The following is a 16,275-nucleotide window of genomic DNA, read 5'->3' as shown; positions in this document are numbered from 1 at the left end:
GGAGAATCGGCCTTTCGTTAGTGCGGCGCGGCCGCGGTGTCAGTCGAGAGTTGACGGTCATCGCCGGTCGGCTTCCCTGCTCGCACCGGGCGCACGAACAGTCCGAGCACCACCGCCACGTAGCCCGCCCATGCGGCTACTTGCAGTACGGTCGGATCAGCACGGAAGTTGAAAATGCCTTGGGCGACGGTGCCATACCAGCTCGACATCGAGAACCACGACGAGATGTCGAATGCGCGGTCGGTCAGTCCCGGCAACCAATCCGCCGTCTGCAATGCCCGGATGCCGTAGGCGAGGATTCCGGCGGCGACCACGATCAACAGGGCGCCGGTGTATTTGAAGAAGATCGCGAAGTTGATCCGCACCGCGCCGAAGTACATCGCCACCGTCAGCAGTGCGGCCACCACGATGCCCAGCAGCAGCCCGGTCAGTGGCCACTGGCTACCAGAGGTGTTCTCCGCGTAGCCGACCATCAGCAATGCGGTCTCCACACCCTCACGTCCGACCGCGAGGAACGCCAGAGACGCCACCGCCGTCGGGCCGACCACCAACGCCTGTGACATGCCGGCCTTCAGTTCCCCGGAGATCGAGCGCGACGCGGTCCGCATCCACAGCACCATCCAGGTGACGATCACCACCGCGGCCAGCGACGCGATGCCCGCGATCAGCTCGGCGGCGACACCGGTCACCGTCGAGGTGCCATAGCGGATACCGACGAAGATCGCGGCGACCATCGTGATCGCGGCACCGACACCCGCGGCAACCCATTTCAGCGAGTCGCGGCGCTGGGATTTCACCAGGAATGCCACCAGGATCATCACGACGATGCCGGTTTCGAGGCCCTCACGCACCCCGATCAAGCCGCTACCTAACAATTGGGCGGCCACGGACGGAGCGTCGGAATTGACCAGCGATTCCCTCACAAACACTCCCAAGCCGATACGCCTAGCCTAACCATCATTCGGTAAGGCAAACCTAGTTTGACACAGGGGTGATCATCCTTGGAAGTCGGAGGCCCTAACTGTCCGCCGGCTCACTGCGCGCCGGGCTCTTCAAGCGATCACCGCGTGTCAGATCGTGAGCCGAAGCCGAGGAGACGGTCCACAGTGTCGCGGTAGTGGTGGGCGTCGTCGCTCCCGTGGCGCTGCCGGGCCTCCGCGAAACAATAAGTGACGCGCCTCGTAGGCGGCGAAGGCGACGGCCAACTGATGGCGGCGCGACGGCCCGGCCAAGCGGCGGAAGTCGGTGAGGCCCTCGCGTTCTTCTTCGGCCATGTGATCGTTGTTGGCCGAGTTCGCTACGCCGACGGCGGCGTACCAGTCATCGGTGACAGGCGCGGCGTAGTCGGTGCGTTGGGTGTCGGCACCGACTCCGTGGTGCCCGCCCCACCGCCTGCCTTAGACTCCAGAACCGGTCGCTCGAGGTCGTCGAGGGCACCGCGCAACCCGCGAGCGAACACCTCCACATCCGGGCAGCTGTCCTGGTCAGCGGCGGCAGTGAAGTTGAGCTGGCCGGCGTACGACAGGGCCGCGACGACGAGTGTCAGGTTGCCCATGGGCGGCAGTAGGGGGAACACCTCCAGCAGCGGCGCGCCGGCGAGATGCAGCCGCATCGGCGGACCCGGGAGGTTGCTCACGACCAGGTTCACCGACCGCTGCCGCGGGAACAGCCGGTACCAGATGCGCTGACAGGCAACGAATCTGAAGATCCCGCTGCCCGCTTCGGGGCGAGCCTCGTCCTTCCGTGCCCTTGTCTCTGCGGCGATCGACGTGAGCCGGCGCACCGGGTCCGGCTCACCGACCGGCAGCGGCACCATCATCCACCCGGGCGTGTTGCCTTGCGCTTCCCCTGGCCGGGCTTCGTGGTGGGAAATGGTCACCATCGCGCGCTGAACGAGCCCTCCGACATCCTCGCCGCGGCTTGCCAGCAGCTGGCGCAGGCCGCCGGCGACCGCGGCCAGCACCACGTCGTTGACCGTGGCGTGATGGAGATGGGCGACGTACTTGACGGGGTCGAGGCGGCCGCGGACGATGGTCAGTCGGCGCTCGGACCCTACGGGGTGGTTGAGACTGGTTCGTGGAGCAGGCTTTTCGGTGAGCACCTCCCGCCAGGCCGGCAACGTGCGGCGCGCCAGGCGCAATGTTCTGCTCGGATGGACAAGGCCCGACCACCCGAGCCCTAGTTCCTGTCGGCGACGTCGCAGGTTGTCGCGGAGCAGTTCACCGGTGGACGGGGTGGGTACAGGCGTCCACGGCGGTGCGCCCTCGACGCGCGCGTCGGCGGTCTGGTCGAGCAGCGCCCCGAAGGCGGCCATCGCGGCGGGGCCGTCGGCGAGGACGTGGTGCAGCTTCAAGAACGCGCCGACTCGCCGGTCCGGCAGGCCGGGCAGCAGCCACAGCTCCCACAGCGGCCGGGCGGGATCGAACGGTCGCCCGGCCAGCTGCTGGCATGCCTGCAGCAGCTGGTCCTCGTCGCCGGGCGCGGCAACCGCATGGACGTGGATGTGCTCAGCGAGGTCGAAGGAGGGCGCGTCGATCCACAGCGGCCAGCCCAGCCCGAGGCGAGGCCGGTACAGCAGCTGCCTGAAGCGAGGCACCAACCGCATTCTCGGCTCGAGGTGCCGCCGGACCGCGTCGAGTTGGACGCTGCCGTCCTCGTCGAGCAGGCTTGCGCCATCGAGGATGGCGAGCCCGCCGATGTCGGTGGACCAGCCGTAGTCTTCCCAGAGCAGCAGGAACAGGTCCGAAGCGGTCACCCGTTCCAGGAGACGGGTCGCGGCCATGACCTCACGTCCCTTCCTCGTGGCCTAGACAGCCGCCGCGGTTCCGAGGCCTTGGAGGAACGAGTAAACAGCGATTCCTCCGGCGTGCTTGTCCGCGAGTTCCCTGAGCTCCTGGGAGACCTCGCCGAAGGCCGTCATCCGGTGGTCGTAGGCGTACTTCTCGAAGAGGATCGCCCGCGCGTCCATGATGTGTGAATTGTGCTCGAACAGCCCTTCTCCGCTCCGGTACGTCTCGTGGACCTCGCACTCGGTTCCGTCCTCGCTGATGAACCAGTCGTAGCGAAGAGTCTGCGTGTCCTTCTCCCGGGTCAGCCGCATGAGCTCGGCCGCTTGTGCCTTGAACCCCTCCAGTTGACCTGGACGAACCCTCAGGTGTGCGTGCAGTTCCAGATGTCCCATGGCTCCTCCTTCTCCAAGACCTCGCTGTAGGGCAGCGCGCCCCCTCTCCGTTCTTGCGGCTCGGTCTCGATGTCCGGCTCATAGCCGGACCGCCTCTTTCTTCACATCGTCGTCTTCGAGACCGCCTGAGGGCAGGGCCGAAGGTCCGCCCCGCACCGGCCGACCGGCCTGACCGTCGGGGGCCGAATCGCGCCCCGTCGATCGGTACCGCGCCGAGCATCGACCTCAGGCACCACCACGAGCCGAGCGACCCGGATTCCCAGACGAACCATCAGCAGTGGGCTGCCGCCGCGCCGCCGACCACGACTCGAACGAGGCCCGGCCGCCCGAGTACGACACGGCCGATATCAGCCGAGCCGCCTCGGTGCCCCTGCGCCCTTCGAGGCACCCGCACTCAACGCGTTCACCGTCACCTTCGAAGGCCGAATCACCCGGCTGCTTCGATCGTCCGCTCGAGAAGCGCGCTGGCGTGCCGCGAGGCGACCACCCAGGTTCGCCGGAATCCCTTGGCGCACTGGCCGTTCCGGGCCGTGGGCGACCGGTTCGGGCGCGAGCTACTCGGACCCTCGATCGCGGAGACGACGGTTGGCGGCGTGAAGCGCGGCGTTGGCGTCTTCGAGGTCGAGGATGCGGCCGATCCCGGCGAGGTTGACGCCCTCGGCGACCAACGCGGTGATCCGGTGCAGCCGGGCCAGATCGTCGCCGCTGTAGCGGCGGGTGCCGCCGTCGCTGCGCTGGGGTGTGATCAACCCGTGCCGCTCGTATAGGCGCAGGGTTTGTACGCCGATGCCCGCCAAGTCGGCGGCCACCGAGATCGCATACACCGCGCGCCCTGGATCGGGCTGCGACGCGTGGTGTTGTGGACGAGCCATCCCGCTCCCTGGTACTGCTTCGAACTTCTTAGATTTTCTATGCTAACGCTTGCGGCTCACGGCCGCCGCGTGCTATAAGAAATCTACACCAGATGGCATAGATTCTGGATCCGACTATCGAGAAGACAGTTAGTTGGAGGTGACGATCATGCTCATGCGTACCGATCCGTTCCGCGATCTGGACCGACTGGCGCAGCAGGTGTTCGGCACGGCAGCCCATCCCGCGGCGATGCCCATGGACGCCTGGCGTGAAGGCGACAAGTTCGTCGTCGAGTTCGATCTACCGGGGATGGATCCCGATTCGCTGGACCTGGGTGTGGAGCGCAACGTGGTGACGGTGCGCGCCTCGCGTCCGGAACCTCAGGCGGACCGGGAAATGATCGCCTCGGAACGCGCACGCGGCGTGTTCAGCCGCCAGTTGTTCCTCGGTGAGACCCTCGATACCGATCAGATCAGCGCGGACTACACCGACGGTGTGCTGCGGTTGACGATCCCGGTCGAGGAGAAGGCCAAACCCCGCAGGATCGAGATCGCCCACGGCAACGGGCACAAGGCGATCAACGCCTGAACCGGACGGCCTGGACGCTTCCCACCGGAGGTAGGGCTATGACCGGCATCGATGCCCTCGGCGTCTACGACCGGCTCGACGGTCGGCTGCTGGTGCTCGACCCGGATGTCGAACCACTGTTCGCGGAGGTCGATGACATCCTGTCCGAAGCTCTTGCGCGCGAACCGGTTTCCGGTTGGCCGAAGCTCCGGACGCGAGCACTGCGTCCATCCGCCGACGGAGGCCGCGATCGGCCGACGCCGAGGCTGACAGGGCGAGTGCCGCCGAACGTGCGTGCGACCCAGCGCGGTCCTCCGCACCTCGGGCGGCACCGATCGGCTCCGCAACATCCACGAGATGAAAGCGAGGTGATGACACAGACGAAGACCCCCGGCAGATCCGCGGCGGCGAGGCCTGCGATGTTCCCCGACCGAGCGCAATCGGCCACTGCCCGCGGATCCGTCTTCTCGCAAGTCACGTACTCCTTCCCGGGGCGGGCCCTAGCGACCCTAGGGGCCCGCCCCCTTCATCCGACCCAGTGCACGACGTAGGAGGTGGACCATGACCACGTTCTTCGACCGCGACCAGGCGGATCACGCCGATCAGCGCGCCCTCGTCCACGACGCCGACCGCGACGTCGGACTCGACACCCGCGCGCTGCATCCGGTGGCCGAACGCGTCCGCGCTGCCTTCGACGCCGCCGACATCACCGACCGAATCGAGCAATCCTTCCGCACCCCGCTACCCGATGACGACGAATACCCCCTCGCCTACTGACATTCACCGCCACACCGGCGCCGATCCGATCGGCTGGCGGCACGGCACGGTCGCCTGGTTCAACTCCGAGAAAGGGTTCGGATTCCTCACCCCGGACGACCGCACCGCAGCGGTGTTCGTCGAATACTCGAGCATCGAAACCACCGGGTACAGAACCCTTTCCGCGGGCCAGCCCGTGGTGTTCACCACCGAACACACCCCGCGCGGGCCGGAAGCCGGACGGGTGCGCCCCTACACGCGCCCCCTGCCCGACCCAGGCAACAACCATCGCACCCGTTCGAGGACCACCGAAACCACAAAGCACCTATGGCACTACAGCACCTCCCCCAGCACACCCTCGCCGTGCTCACCGGCCTCGCCCTGCTCGCCGCCCTCGGCGCCCCGCCGATCACGCTGCTCGCGCTGATCATGACACTCGGTTGCGCCATCCTCGCCGCCGTACTGCGAGAACCGTGTCCAGCCAACCCACTGCGGGGACGCAATCAACCGGCCTCGACGCCGCCCACTCGAGGCGCGTCACTCGGCGCCTGATCGTCGGCGGTGCGCTTGCTCGCGGTCAGGGTTCAGGTGTGGCCTCGCCAGCCCTCACCGTGACGAGCGGCCGAAGACATCCCTCGTGTCACAGCCCCGCACGCCAGATCGACCGCCCCGCGTTCGTCCACGAAGAAGTCACGCGGGGCACGATCCTGGCCAACTCACCCGAGACCGCGGGGCGGCGGTTCGAGTTTGCCGTTGAGGCCGTTTCACCTAGTGGTCGTCTCCGGCGGGAGCCCGGATGCTCGACGAGATCCAGTCGCGCCCCTCATGGGTGTCTCGCCGGTGCGTCGCGTGGTCCGGCTCATGCCGAGGAACATCGCACCTAGGCCGAGCAGGACCGCGAGGGCGCCGGTGACGACGTTGTTCCAGATCGTCGATGTCGTGTCCACGTTCCCGCTGACGATCCAGGGGGCAAGTATCGTCCACAAGCCGATCAGTGGAGCAGCCCAGACGATGCCGTGGGTCCGGCCGAACACCGAGGCGAATCCGAGCGCCAGCATCGCGAGGGCGATACCGACGATGAGGTTGTTGCCGGTCAGGGTCGAAAGCCCGTTGAACCCGACCACCCACGGGGAGATCGCGAGATACAGGCCGGTCAGGAACAGCAGCCCGGTGACCGCTTGCGCGTCCGGCGCCTCGGAAGCCCGCTCGTACTTCTCCCGCAACTCCAAGATGTCGGGATGCCGGCTCATCATGGTTTCACTAGTCATGTTTCCCACCACTTTTCGGACATAGTGGCGAATGAAAGCTCTCTCGAGCCGGGGCGGCCTGCTGTCGAACCCGCACGTGACCGTCCTGATCGCCGCTCACTTATATCATATTGTGATAATATCACTCCATGATAGAAGGGTCGATGGATTCGCCTGCCCACCTCACCGACCAGGAATACTCGAGGCTGCTGACCTTGCGGACCGGGCTCCGTCAGCTGTTGCGGTCGAGCGAGCGCCGGGCGGCCGAAGCGGGAGTCACCGACGCTCAGCATCAGCTACTGCTGGCGGTCAGGGGGCATTCCGACCCCGACGGACCCAGCGTCGGGGAAATCGCCGGATATCTGTCCGCCCGGCACCACAGCGTGGTGCAACTGATCGATCGCACCGAGCAACTCGGCCTCGTCGTCCGCAGACGAGGAGAGGGCAAGGACCGCCGTATCGTCCGGCTCATGCTGACCGAGGCAGGCAGGCGAACGCTGGCCCTGCTCGGTGCCGCACATCTGGAAGAACTGCAGCGACTGACCCCGCTGCACAGCGTGCTGGACTCCCCCGCACCGGTGCCGCAGACCGGGTGAGCGTCTCGTTCGTCTGGCACGGCAGGTGACCGTCGACGCCGCAGCAAGGGAACGCGTGTTCGCGACGGTGATGGTGGGGCTACATCCGGCGACTCGATGGTGAGCTAGCGTGCGTTTCCAGAGCCTGCGTTTCGGCTATGGCACGGAGGGATTCGAGTAGATGCGATCGGGTGTCACGAGAACCGCGGTCCCGCGCTTGTCTCGCATCACCTGGTCGTAGGTGTTCCAGTCCTGGGTGACGCCCGCCTTGGCGAAGATTTCGCGGACCAGGAGCCGCTGTTGTTCATCATCGATGTCCGGATGCGGGTCGTCGGGACCGATCAGCTGAGCCGCTCCTTCTGCGGTGGTCCACTGCCAGCCGCCACGGATGGTGAGAGCGACGATCGGGTTAGCGCGTAGATTGCGGAGTTTCGCTGTTGCGCTGGGAGATACGAAGGCGACGGTGTCCGTTCCGGTGACGGGATGCGGTAGGACCCCGGCATTGACGACAGTGGCCTGCGGCGTTCCGTCCGCGCGCAGGGTGACAGCGACACACAGGCCGTAGTCGAGAGGCACCAGGTCGGCGAAGGACTTCAGATCGGTCACGGGCGCTCCTGATCAGGGGTCGGGTCGGTGGGATTCGACAGCCTCGAATGACTTGCCGGGCAAGCGGTCTGCCGCCCCGGCTGGACGGTTCCGCGTAGGTCCACTGCGTGACTCCCATTCCCGCAGGTCATAGCCTGTCGGACGGCCATTCTGCGGCATGACCCCGGCCTTGCCGCAAGCCCCCCGGTCCGCTATACGTTGAAGGGGGCGAACAGTTTTCCCGCCTTCGCCCTATCTCCACCACTCCGGACGGACAGCTTCCTCGCCACTCGGCGCACCCCTCGTTTCGAGACCGGCGGCATGGGTGTGGTCACCGCGCTATTCGGTCGGTTCCGCGTGTGTTGTCGGTGTGTGGATGATGTCGTAGTAGACGGCCTTGTTGGCAGGATCGGGGTAGACGCGGTAGGTGAATCGCTTGTCGTCGAGCGTGACGATGTCGACGACGCGACGGAATTGCTCTTGACCCGCATCGTTTTTCGCGACGATCGTGCGCGTTCTGCCATCCGGGGACACCGACCAGTCGCCGTGCATCTTCGGCGAGTCGTCGAGGTTGAACATGGTGAAGGTGCCGTCGGGACGGAAGTAGGCGAAGCCGACGTAATTCTTGACATTGCCGTCGGCAAGCGCGACCGCCCCACCGCGAGAGTCCTTCGCGGCGGTGGTTTCCCACGGCGTGGAGGCCAGCGTGGCCGACGGCAAGCCTGGTGCCACCGCCGCCGAGGTCTCAGCCGTCGCGGACGAGGTCCCAGCTGACACCGCGGCCGAGTCAGAGCTCGAGTTGTCATTACCGCACGCGGCGAGCACGCCGACCGCGGCGAGCGCCGCGATGACGAGAGCAATCCTGCCGAAGGGACGCCCGCCTTCGACGTTGCGACGGACGGGCGGGTGTTGAGCGAAGTGCATTGCGGTCCTTATGGGTTGGGGGAAGTGATGGTTTCCGGTGTTGCTCGACGGGCAGGCGCCATCGATCGCTGGGCTCGCGCGCCCCGCCGACCAGCCTGCACGACCTGGAGTTATAGCGTCCAATATTTGAATTCGATCGTCATCATTGGTCCTGTCAATAGCAGGCGGCCGCAGCGTTCCCGTATCCAGACGGATCGGCGAGGCTTGTCCTGATCGGAGGCATTTACGGCCGATGGAGAGGGGCGCCGCCGGGCGTGTGCGGCCCAGACTGAGTGGGTAACAGCAGCAGACCGCACCAGAGAGGACTTATCTTGCCCCCATCGACAGTCGTTCTCGTCCACGGCGCCTTCGCCGACTCGTCGAGCTGGCACGGGGTCGCCGAAAGATTGCGTGCCGCAGGCACACCCGTGATCGCGGCCGCCAACCCCTTGCGTGGCCTCGACAGCGACGCGGCCTACATCGGCTCCGTGCTCGACTCGATCGACGGCCCGTGCGTCCTCGTCGGTCATTCCTACGGTGGCAGCGTCATCACCGTGGCCGCCGCGGGCAAACCGAACGTCACCGCCTTGGTCTACATCGCGGCCTTCATCCCCGACATGGGCGAGAGCGCCCTGGAACTCACCGACAAGTTCCCCGGCTCCACCCTCGCACCGACCACCCGCCCCGCCACCTATCCCCTGCCCGACGGCTCGACCGGCACCGAGCTCTACATTCGCCAGGATGCCTTCCACGCCCAGTTCGCCGCCGACACACCCGCCGCGACCGGCGAACTGATGGGCATCACCCAGCGCCCCGTCGCGCTCGCCGCCCTGCAGGAAGGCGCATCGGCCACCGCCTGGCGCGAGCTGCCCACCTACGCGTTGCTCACGACCGAGGACAAGAACATCCCGATCGAGGCGCAGCGGAACATGGCCGAACGGGCGAACGCGACCACGGTCGAGGTCACCGCCTCCCATGCCGTCGCCGTCTCGCGCCCGGCGGACGTGGCCGAACTCGTCCTGCGAGCCACCCGGCACTGAACGCGGCCCGCGGAACGGGCCTGATCGAGGAGTACGGCCGCCACACCGGGCATGCCGATCTGCCCCTGGAGGCGGTGGACGGTCTGGCCGGCGAAGATCCGCCGGCCGGATGGCGCCCCAAAAGCGCTCGGACATAGCAACTTTCCGCCTTGTCCGGGCGAACCCGATGTCCGGCATGGGCGGTTCGCCGCCGAGTGACGCGGAAAGGTTGTGCGGCCGCGCCGCATCTGCCGTGGTAGTCGGAGATCGCGTACGACCTCCGACCATCGCCGGCGTGGATACGCCGGTCGCGAGATGTGGTGTGCATCACTGATTTCGGGTGGGTGTTCACATTTTCGACGCGCGTCCCAATTACGAGAGGGCGCGTCGTGGGGGCGCGCGGTGTGGAGAAGGGATATCCGACGTGCGTTACGAAGATGTGCGCGAGGTTGTGCGGGGCCGGGTGCTGCTGGCCGGGGATGCGGGATTCGAGGCCGCCACCATGCCGTGGAATGTGACGGTCCCGCAGCCGGTCGCCGCGGTGGTCGAGGCCATGGATGCGGCGGATGTAGCGGCGCTGGTCGGCTACGCGAGGCGGGCCGGACTCGCCGTCGCGACCCAACCCACCGGGCATGGCGCCTCCGGCGACGTCGAGGGAGCGATCCTGTTGCGCACCGGGCGCCTCGGCGAGATCGAAATCGACGCCGAACGGCGGGTGGCGCGGGTCGGCGCGGGCGCGAACTGGGCGCAGGTGCAGGCCGCGGCGGGCGCGCACGGACTCACCGGCCTGCCGGGCAGCAGCGCGGTGGTCGGCGTGACGGGATATGTCCTCGGCGGTGGGCTCAGTTGGTTCGGCCGCGCGCACGGCTTGGCCTCGGATGCGGTGCGCGCCTTCGAGATCGTGGATGCGGACGGCAATGCCGCGCGCGTCGACCCCGGCACCGACCCGGAGATGTTCTGGGCGCTGCGTGGCGGCGGCGGCGACTTCGCGATCGTGACCGCGCTGGAGCTCGACCTGTTTGCGGCCCCCGGCCTGTACGGCGGCCGGGTGCTGTGGCCTGGCGACCGGACCCGTGATGTGTTCGATGCCTTCGTCGCTCTCACCGCGGCCGCGCCCGACGCGCTCTCCCTCTGGTTCCAGCGGGTCGAGTTCCCCGACGCGCCGCCCATGGTGGGCATCGACGCCGCCTATCTCGGTGATCCGGCCGAGGGCAAGTCCTTGCTCGCCGCCCTGGACACCCTCGGCGGCGCGATGCTCGACACACGCGGCGTGTTGCCGGTCGCGAGTGTCGGCGATATCTGTGCCGAGCCCACCGACCCCAGCCCGGTGCTGTGTCGCGGCGCCCTGCTCACCGACCTGGGCAGTACGGTCACCGATCTCCTGATCGACGGCCCAATTGCCCCGCTCACAGTCATCCAGATCCGTCACCTGGGCGGTGCTTTCGCCGAACCGGCAGCGGTCACCGGCGCACGTGGCCCGATCGCGGAGCCCTTCGTTCTCAATCTGCTCGGCCTCGGACTTCCACACCTCACCGACGCGGTGCTGGCTCGGCAGCGCGAGATCCTGGGCGCATTGCGCGGCCACATCGGCGCTACCAAGCCACTCACCTTCCTCGCCCCGGGGGAACGGTCGGCCGAGGCGTTCGACGAGACGACTCTGGCCCGCCTCCGTGAGCTCAAGCGAGTTCGCGACCCACACAACGTGTTTCGACCGAACTTCCCGGTCCTCGGTTAGCGCGCGCTGGACGCGGGGTCGGACACCGGTTGGAAGACGTCCCCGGAAGCCTCGATGCCGCCGTCCTTATCCGTACTCGTCAACGGGTCGTCGAATCCCCCTGCATCGACAGGACGATCCGGTCTGGCATGCACGGTGGTCGGCGGTGTCGTTTTCCGCCGAGACGCGGCAGCCGAACCACCGGCACCTATCAGCGCGGATCTGTTTTGAGAGCGCGATCAGTCGACGTTGCGCTCCTGCCCCTCCCAGTAGGGTGCTCGTAGCTTGAACTTCTGTAGCTTGCCGGTTGCGTTGCGAGCCAGCTCCGCTCGGAATTCCACCGAGGTCGGTGATTTGTAGCCTGCCAGCCGCTCCTTGCACCACCCGATCAGCTCGGCCTCGGTGGCCTGTGTGCCAGGCGCGAGAACCACGAGCGCCTTGATGGTCTCGCCCCACTTCTCGCTCGGCACGGCGATCACCGCGACCTCGGCCACGGCGGGGTGGGAGAAGAGGCAGTCCTCGACTTCGATCGAGGAGACGTTCTCGCCGCCGGTGATGATCACGTCCTTCTTGCGGTCGCTGATGGTGAGGTAGCCGTTGTCGTCGATCGTGCCGCCGTCACCGGTGTGGAACCAGCCGCCGTCGAGCGCTTCGGCGGTCTCCTCCGGCTGCTTCCAGTAGCCGTCGAGCACGACGTTGGAACGGGCGAGCACCTCGCCCGTCGCGTCGACATGCAGTTGTACGCCGATCGCCGGGGCGCCGGCCCGGACCAGCTTCGCCGCCCGTTCTTCGGGAGTCAGGTCGTCCCACTCGCTGCGGGAGCGGTTGACGGTGAGCAGCGGCGAGGTCTCGGTGAGTCCGTAGATCTGGATGAACTCCCAGCCCAGTTCCTGCTCCACGCGCACGATGGTCTTGGTCGGCGGAGGCGCGCCTGCCACGACGATCCGTACCCGGTCGCGGCCGGGGATGTCGCCCTCCCAAGTGTTCGCGGCCTCGAGCACGGCGGCCACCACGGCGGGAGCGGCGCACAGGCAGGTGACACGGTACTGTTCGATACGACGCAGGATTTCCGCGCCGTCGATCTTGCGCAGCACGATCTGCGGCACGCCGAGACCGGCCGCGACGAACGGCATGCCCCAGCCGTTGGCGTGGAACATCGGCAGCGTGTGCAGGTAGACGTCGCGGTCGGTGACGCCGAGGTGCAGGCCCATGGTGAGCGCGTTGGTCCAGATGTTGCGGTGGGTGATCTGCACGCCCTTGGGGCGTGCCGTGGTGCCGGAGGTGTAATTGATTGTCGCGGTGGCGTTCTCGTCGGCCTCCCATGGCGCCGGATCGATTCCCTCCGCCGCGTAGACGTCGTCGCCGAGCACGAGCCGGAACTCCGCCTCCACCTCGGCAAGTGCGTCGTCTAGTTCGGGATCGACCAGCAGCATTCTGGCGCCGCTGTGCCGCACGATGTAGGCGACTTCGTCGGGGCGTAGCCGGAAGTTGACGGGCACCAGCACTCGGCCCGACCCGGCGACTCCGAAAAAGCTCACCAGCAGTCGAGCGCTGTTCTGCGAGACGATCGCGACACGGTCTCCGGGTGCGATGCCCAGCTCATCGAGCCTGGCCGCCTGCCTGCGGGCCAGCGCCGCCAGCTCGGCATAGGTGAGCTCCCCCAGCGAGGGTGCCGGTTGGTCCGGCTCGTCGACGACACCGATGCGGCCGCCGTACACCGTCTCGGCGCGGTACAGGAAGTCGGAGACGTTGAATGGCACGAGCAAGGTTCGACTCCTTCACGAACGGGCATGTGCGGCAAACCGGTCGAGCGATCCGGGCGCATCCACCGAGCCGCGGTCGACCGGTCGAGTCGGCCCGGAGCCCCGCGGAAGCCGTTCGATCGGCGCCTCGAGCTTCTTGCCGGTACGAGTGTGCGGGATACCGGGCGCGGCGATGATGAAGTCGGGTCCGTGTCGTGGCGATGCCCCGGCCCGAATCGTAGCCTCGCGGGGACGGGCGGGATCTGTTGTCCCGCAATATCGGCCGCTGATTCACAGGAACGCGCACCGTTCACAGCCGACTCCCAGAGTCGTCGCACCTCGGTCACAGCGCGACCGCCTTCGATGGGGTGTCGTGAGTCAGCGCGACTCACGCTGTGAGAGAAGGGAATTCCGAGTGCATTCCAAGACGAACATGCGCCGAGGAGCCGTCCGGGTCGTCGTAGCGGGCGCACTGGCGGCGATTCCGCTGGCCGCGGTCGCGGCGACGGCGGGCGCGGAAGAGCCTGCGACCGACGCCGTTCAGGTTCAGCAGGCGTCCGATGGCGTCGTGCTCGAGGGCGCCGATGTCAGCCGCCCGCATCCGGGACCCGATGGGTTCCCCGGCCGGCCGGGCCCCGGCGGCCCGCGGGTGGAGTTCCGCGGGCCAGATCACGACTTCCCCGGTCCAGGACCCCGCATCTTCCGGCAGGTGCTGCCGCCCACGGGCTCGTTCGGCAGCAGCTGATCCGGCGACGACGAAGGCCACCTTCCGCGCGGGGACGGTGGCCTTCTTCGTGTCTTCGGCGGTTCAGCCTTGAAAACGGTCGCCGAGCAGTGGTCGCGGGATCTCAGTGGCGGATGAGAGTGCGACTATTCCGAGAGGGTTTCGATGACCTCATGGGCGGCGCGTTCGCCGGACTCGATAGCGCCCTCGATATATCCGGCGTGCTCGCCCGCGGTCTCGGTTCCCGCCCAGTGGAGGTGGCCCACCCGTTCCGAGGACGCGGGGAAGGATCCCTCGTCGTGGCCGATGTCGGGCAGAGCCGTGTAACCGCCACCGACATTCTCGTCCAGGTGCCACGGCTTTTCGTGCCAGCCAGCCGGTTTCAGGACGGCGGGGCCGAGGTGGGCGCTGAGCGGGCCGAGGACCGCCGCGCGCCGTGCGCCGCTGTCGAGCCCGTCGAGGTTGCGCGCTTCGGGGCCCGCGATGAGTACACACAGGTGGCCGGGTCCGCCCGGTGGGGAGGTGTCGAATACCGCCATGCCGGGACTGGTGAGGACCAGCAGTTCGGCGTGTGCGCGTCCGCGCCAGAACGGGCGGTCGTAGACCGCGATCGCTTTGTACACCGAACCCATGTAGGTGTTGTCCTGCAATTGGTTTCGCGCAGTAGGAAGTTCGGGGTGGTGTGCGATTCTCGCCGCCATCGGCGGCGGGACGGCCACGATGACTTCGGCGGCTCGGTAAGTTCCCGATGCCGAGTGAACCGTCACGCCGGTCTCGTCGCGGTGCAACGCCGTGACAACGCTGTCGAACACCACCCTGCCCTCGAGTTCGGCTGCCAGCCTTTCTGTCAGCGTTCCGGCCCCTTCGAGAACCAGGCTTTCCTGAGCGCCGCCCGCGGTGGAGAGCATCGCGGTGAGGCCGCCCTGGTAGCGGATCATCTCTAGGAAAGCGTGCATGGAATAGCGGTCGAGGTCTGCGGTGGTGGACACCGAGACGAGGAGTTCCAGTAAACGTCGCGCTCGGCGTCCCGGCACGTGTCGCAGCCACGACCGCACAGTCTGCGTCTTCCACGCTCGGGGTGCTCCGAGTCGCGCTGCGATCTCCAAGGCCAGAAGTCCAGTGGTGGCGGCCGCTATGGCCAGGCTGGAGTTTCTGATGCGCGAGTCGCCATCGACGATCTCGGGCCGCTTGGGTGTGTGCATCCGGAAGACCGTCGCGCCGAGTTCGGCGGCGAGCGTCTCGAAACGGTGATGCCCGTGGCCGATCCACTGGCCGCCGAGGTCGATTCGTGAACCCAGCGCGGTGGTTTCGGCCAACATCCGCCCGCCGGGCCGCGCTGCGGATTCGAGCACTACGACATCGATGCCCCGCCGATGCAGCTCACGGGCTGCGATCAGCCCGGCCATGCCCGCGCCGATCACGGCAACCGTGATGGCTCGCGGCACGTCCTCGGCGTTGGACATGTCGTTCATCTTCTTCTGGGTCATCGCGTCTCACTCCAGATGGCGAACCGTGGGCCGAACGAGGAGGCGGAACCTGTGGCTCGACCCCGAATGCGTGGGAGCCGGGCGCTTGGTGCAAAGGTCCGTCGTGGCAGACCCGACTCCGTGAGACTTCTCGCTTCGATCCGAGTGAGGAAAAGGCGCATTAAGTCGGACAACCGTACGAATCACGATAAAGCGGATGTGGCCCAAGGCGCAAGAGGCGGCCGAAGCGGGGTTGACGGACGGCTAATGCTCGTCGGTGAGAACTCGGCTCGCGCGGCGCGCCCTGCTCCGCGCGACCGGCTGCGGATCGGCGAACAGGACCAGCATGTCCAGCGCCTGATTCAGGTCTCGCTGGGCGCGGGCAGGATCGGGCTTGGACGCGTACTGCAAGATCAGCCCGTCGATCTGAGCGAGCGCGAGGCGACCGAGCGTGTCGAAACCGACCGCGCATCGCTCCCCCGCGGCCTGGGCGGCCTGCTCGCAGAACTCCGTGACAACCGAGCTGTAGCGTTCGTACTGGAGCTGAGCCAAGCTGCCTTCGGCGTCGCTGCGCAGGGAATACGCCATCAGCTCGTACTGCATGATCTGCAGCCCGACCTGGTTGTCCACCAGCTTCTTCCAGAAGCTCGTTATGCCGTGCCGGAGGGCGTGCTCGACCCCCTTGTCGAGCTCGAGCTCCGCGCGCAGCGCTTCGGAGATGTCGCGGATGAGCGTCGTGATGACCGAACGCAGCAGCTGGTCCTTGGTCGGGAACACGTAGTGCAGCGTGCCGAGCGGGATGCCGGCCTCCCCCGCGACCGCGCGCAGCGTGGTGGCGGGCACGCCGACCACGCTTAGCACCTTGATGGCCGCCGTGACGATCTGCTCCTCACGCTCGGACGCCCTCACGTAAACCACCGGTTCTCCTCGCTCCATCAGCAGAC

At 67.3% G+C, this 16,275-nt stretch carries 18 protein-coding genes; 8 read left to right on the top strand and 10 right to left on the bottom strand.

Translation table 11 applies throughout. The features are described from left to right. Positions 1 to 17: 17 nt before the first annotated feature. From efeU to NX1_RS13175, 4 genes are all read right to left on the bottom strand, one after another. Positions 18 to 923, bottom strand: a complete 906-nt coding sequence (gene efeU / locus NX1_RS13190; RefSeq protein ID WP_084501394.1) for an iron uptake transporter permease EfeU — start codon at positions 921 to 923, stop codon at positions 18 to 20. Positions 924 to 1,297: 374 nt separating this feature from the next. Further along, positions 1,298 to 2,782 (bottom strand): wax ester/triacylglycerol synthase family O-acyltransferase, encoded by a 1,485-nt coding sequence (locus tag NX1_RS13185; protein ID WP_068058132.1) that lies wholly within the window; start codon positions 2,780 to 2,782, stop codon positions 1,298 to 1,300. 24 nt (positions 2,783 to 2,806) lie between these two features. Continuing rightward, positions 2,807 to 3,181, bottom strand: coding sequence for a putative quinol monooxygenase (locus tag NX1_RS13180; protein WP_068058131.1), 375 nt, complete (start codon positions 3,179 to 3,181; stop codon positions 2,807 to 2,809). 554 nt (positions 3,182 to 3,735) lie between these two features. After that, positions 3,736 to 4,053 (bottom strand): MerR family transcriptional regulator, encoded by a 318-nt coding sequence (locus NX1_RS13175; RefSeq protein WP_068058129.1) that lies wholly within the window; start codon positions 4,051 to 4,053, stop codon positions 3,736 to 3,738. 148 nt (positions 4,054 to 4,201) lie between these two features. Here NX1_RS13175 and NX1_RS13170 point away from each other — a divergent pair, with 148 nt between their 5' ends. From NX1_RS13170 to NX1_RS36920, 4 genes are all read left to right on the top strand, one after another. Beyond that, positions 4,202 to 4,621 (top strand): Hsp20/alpha crystallin family protein, encoded by a 420-nt coding sequence (locus NX1_RS13170; protein WP_068058238.1) that lies wholly within the window; start codon positions 4,202 to 4,204, stop codon positions 4,619 to 4,621. Between the two features lie 540 nt (positions 4,622 to 5,161). Next, on the top strand, positions 5,162 to 5,377 hold the full coding sequence (locus tag NX1_RS13165) for an Rv3202a family protein (RefSeq protein ID WP_068058127.1): 216 nt from the start codon (positions 5,162 to 5,164) through the stop codon (positions 5,375 to 5,377). Continuing rightward, positions 5,349 to 5,783 (top strand): cold-shock protein, encoded by a 435-nt coding sequence (locus NX1_RS38700; protein WP_084501381.1) that lies wholly within the window; start codon positions 5,349 to 5,351, stop codon positions 5,781 to 5,783. The genes NX1_RS13165 and NX1_RS38700 overlap by 29 nt, the downstream gene beginning before the upstream one ends. Continuing rightward, positions 5,684 to 5,908, top strand: coding sequence for a hypothetical protein (locus tag NX1_RS36920; RefSeq protein ID WP_068058123.1), 225 nt, complete (start codon positions 5,684 to 5,686; stop codon positions 5,906 to 5,908). The genes NX1_RS38700 and NX1_RS36920 overlap by 100 nt, the downstream gene beginning before the upstream one ends. A gap of 212 nt (positions 5,909 to 6,120) precedes the next feature. On the opposite strand, the gene NX1_RS13150 is transcribed toward NX1_RS36920, so the two are convergent. Further along, on the bottom strand, positions 6,121 to 6,624 hold the full coding sequence (locus NX1_RS13150) for an SPW repeat protein (protein ID WP_068058121.1): 504 nt from the start codon (positions 6,622 to 6,624) through the stop codon (positions 6,121 to 6,123). 128 nt (positions 6,625 to 6,752) lie between these two features. On the opposite strand from NX1_RS13150, the gene NX1_RS13145 reads away from it, so the two are divergent. Next, the gene (locus NX1_RS13145) at positions 6,753 to 7,199 is read left to right on the top strand and encodes a MarR family winged helix-turn-helix transcriptional regulator (RefSeq protein ID WP_245668476.1); all 447 of its coding nucleotides are present in this window, start codon (positions 6,753 to 6,755) and stop codon (positions 7,197 to 7,199) included. A gap of 135 nt (positions 7,200 to 7,334) precedes the next feature. Here the strand turns inward: NX1_RS13145 and NX1_RS13140 are convergent, their stop codons facing one another. Further along, positions 7,335 to 7,784 (bottom strand): TIGR03618 family F420-dependent PPOX class oxidoreductase, encoded by a 450-nt coding sequence (locus tag NX1_RS13140; RefSeq protein WP_068058117.1) that lies wholly within the window; start codon positions 7,782 to 7,784, stop codon positions 7,335 to 7,337. 318 nt (positions 7,785 to 8,102) lie between these two features. Continuing rightward, a complete protein-coding gene (locus NX1_RS13135) occupies positions 8,103 to 8,687 on the bottom strand; it encodes a DUF4822 domain-containing protein (RefSeq protein WP_084501380.1) in 585 nt (194 codons plus the stop codon). A gap of 311 nt (positions 8,688 to 8,998) precedes the next feature. Here NX1_RS13135 and NX1_RS13130 point away from each other — a divergent pair, with 311 nt between their 5' ends. Both NX1_RS13130 and NX1_RS13125 read left to right on the top strand, forming a co-directional pair. Beyond that, entirely contained in the window at positions 8,999 to 9,706 is a 708-nt protein-coding gene (locus NX1_RS13130) for an alpha/beta fold hydrolase (RefSeq protein WP_068058115.1), read from the top strand. 403 nt (positions 9,707 to 10,109) lie between these two features. Next, on the top strand, positions 10,110 to 11,420 hold the full coding sequence (locus NX1_RS13125; RefSeq protein WP_068058113.1) for an FAD-binding oxidoreductase: 1,311 nt from the start codon (positions 10,110 to 10,112) through the stop codon (positions 11,418 to 11,420). A gap of 218 nt (positions 11,421 to 11,638) precedes the next feature. Here the strand turns inward: NX1_RS13125 and NX1_RS13120 are convergent, their stop codons facing one another. Beyond that, positions 11,639 to 13,165, bottom strand: coding sequence for an AMP-binding protein (locus tag NX1_RS13120; RefSeq protein WP_068058111.1), 1,527 nt, complete (start codon positions 13,163 to 13,165; stop codon positions 11,639 to 11,641). 391 nt (positions 13,166 to 13,556) lie between these two features. Here NX1_RS13120 and NX1_RS13115 point away from each other — a divergent pair, with 391 nt between their 5' ends. Further along, the gene (locus NX1_RS13115) at positions 13,557 to 13,886 is read left to right on the top strand and encodes a hypothetical protein (RefSeq protein ID WP_157119710.1); all 330 of its coding nucleotides are present in this window, start codon (positions 13,557 to 13,559) and stop codon (positions 13,884 to 13,886) included. Positions 13,887 to 14,011: 125 nt separating this feature from the next. Here NX1_RS13115 and NX1_RS13110 read toward each other — a convergent pair whose 3' ends face one another. Continuing rightward, a complete protein-coding gene (locus tag NX1_RS13110) occupies positions 14,012 to 15,352 on the bottom strand; it encodes a flavin monoamine oxidase family protein (protein WP_068058108.1) in 1,341 nt (446 codons plus the stop codon). A gap of 243 nt (positions 15,353 to 15,595) precedes the next feature. Further along, a complete protein-coding gene (locus tag NX1_RS13105; RefSeq protein WP_068058235.1) occupies positions 15,596 to 16,249 on the bottom strand; it encodes a TetR/AcrR family transcriptional regulator in 654 nt (217 codons plus the stop codon). Between the last annotated feature and the right edge of the window lie 26 nt (positions 16,250 to 16,275).

This window comes from Nocardia xishanensis NBRC 101358 (assembly GCF_001613365.1).
Lineage (GTDB): Bacteria > Actinomycetota > Actinomycetes > Mycobacteriales > Mycobacteriaceae > Nocardia > Nocardia xishanensis.
Note: the sequence above shows the minus strand (reverse complement) of the source record. Positions and strands in the feature narration are given on the sequence as shown.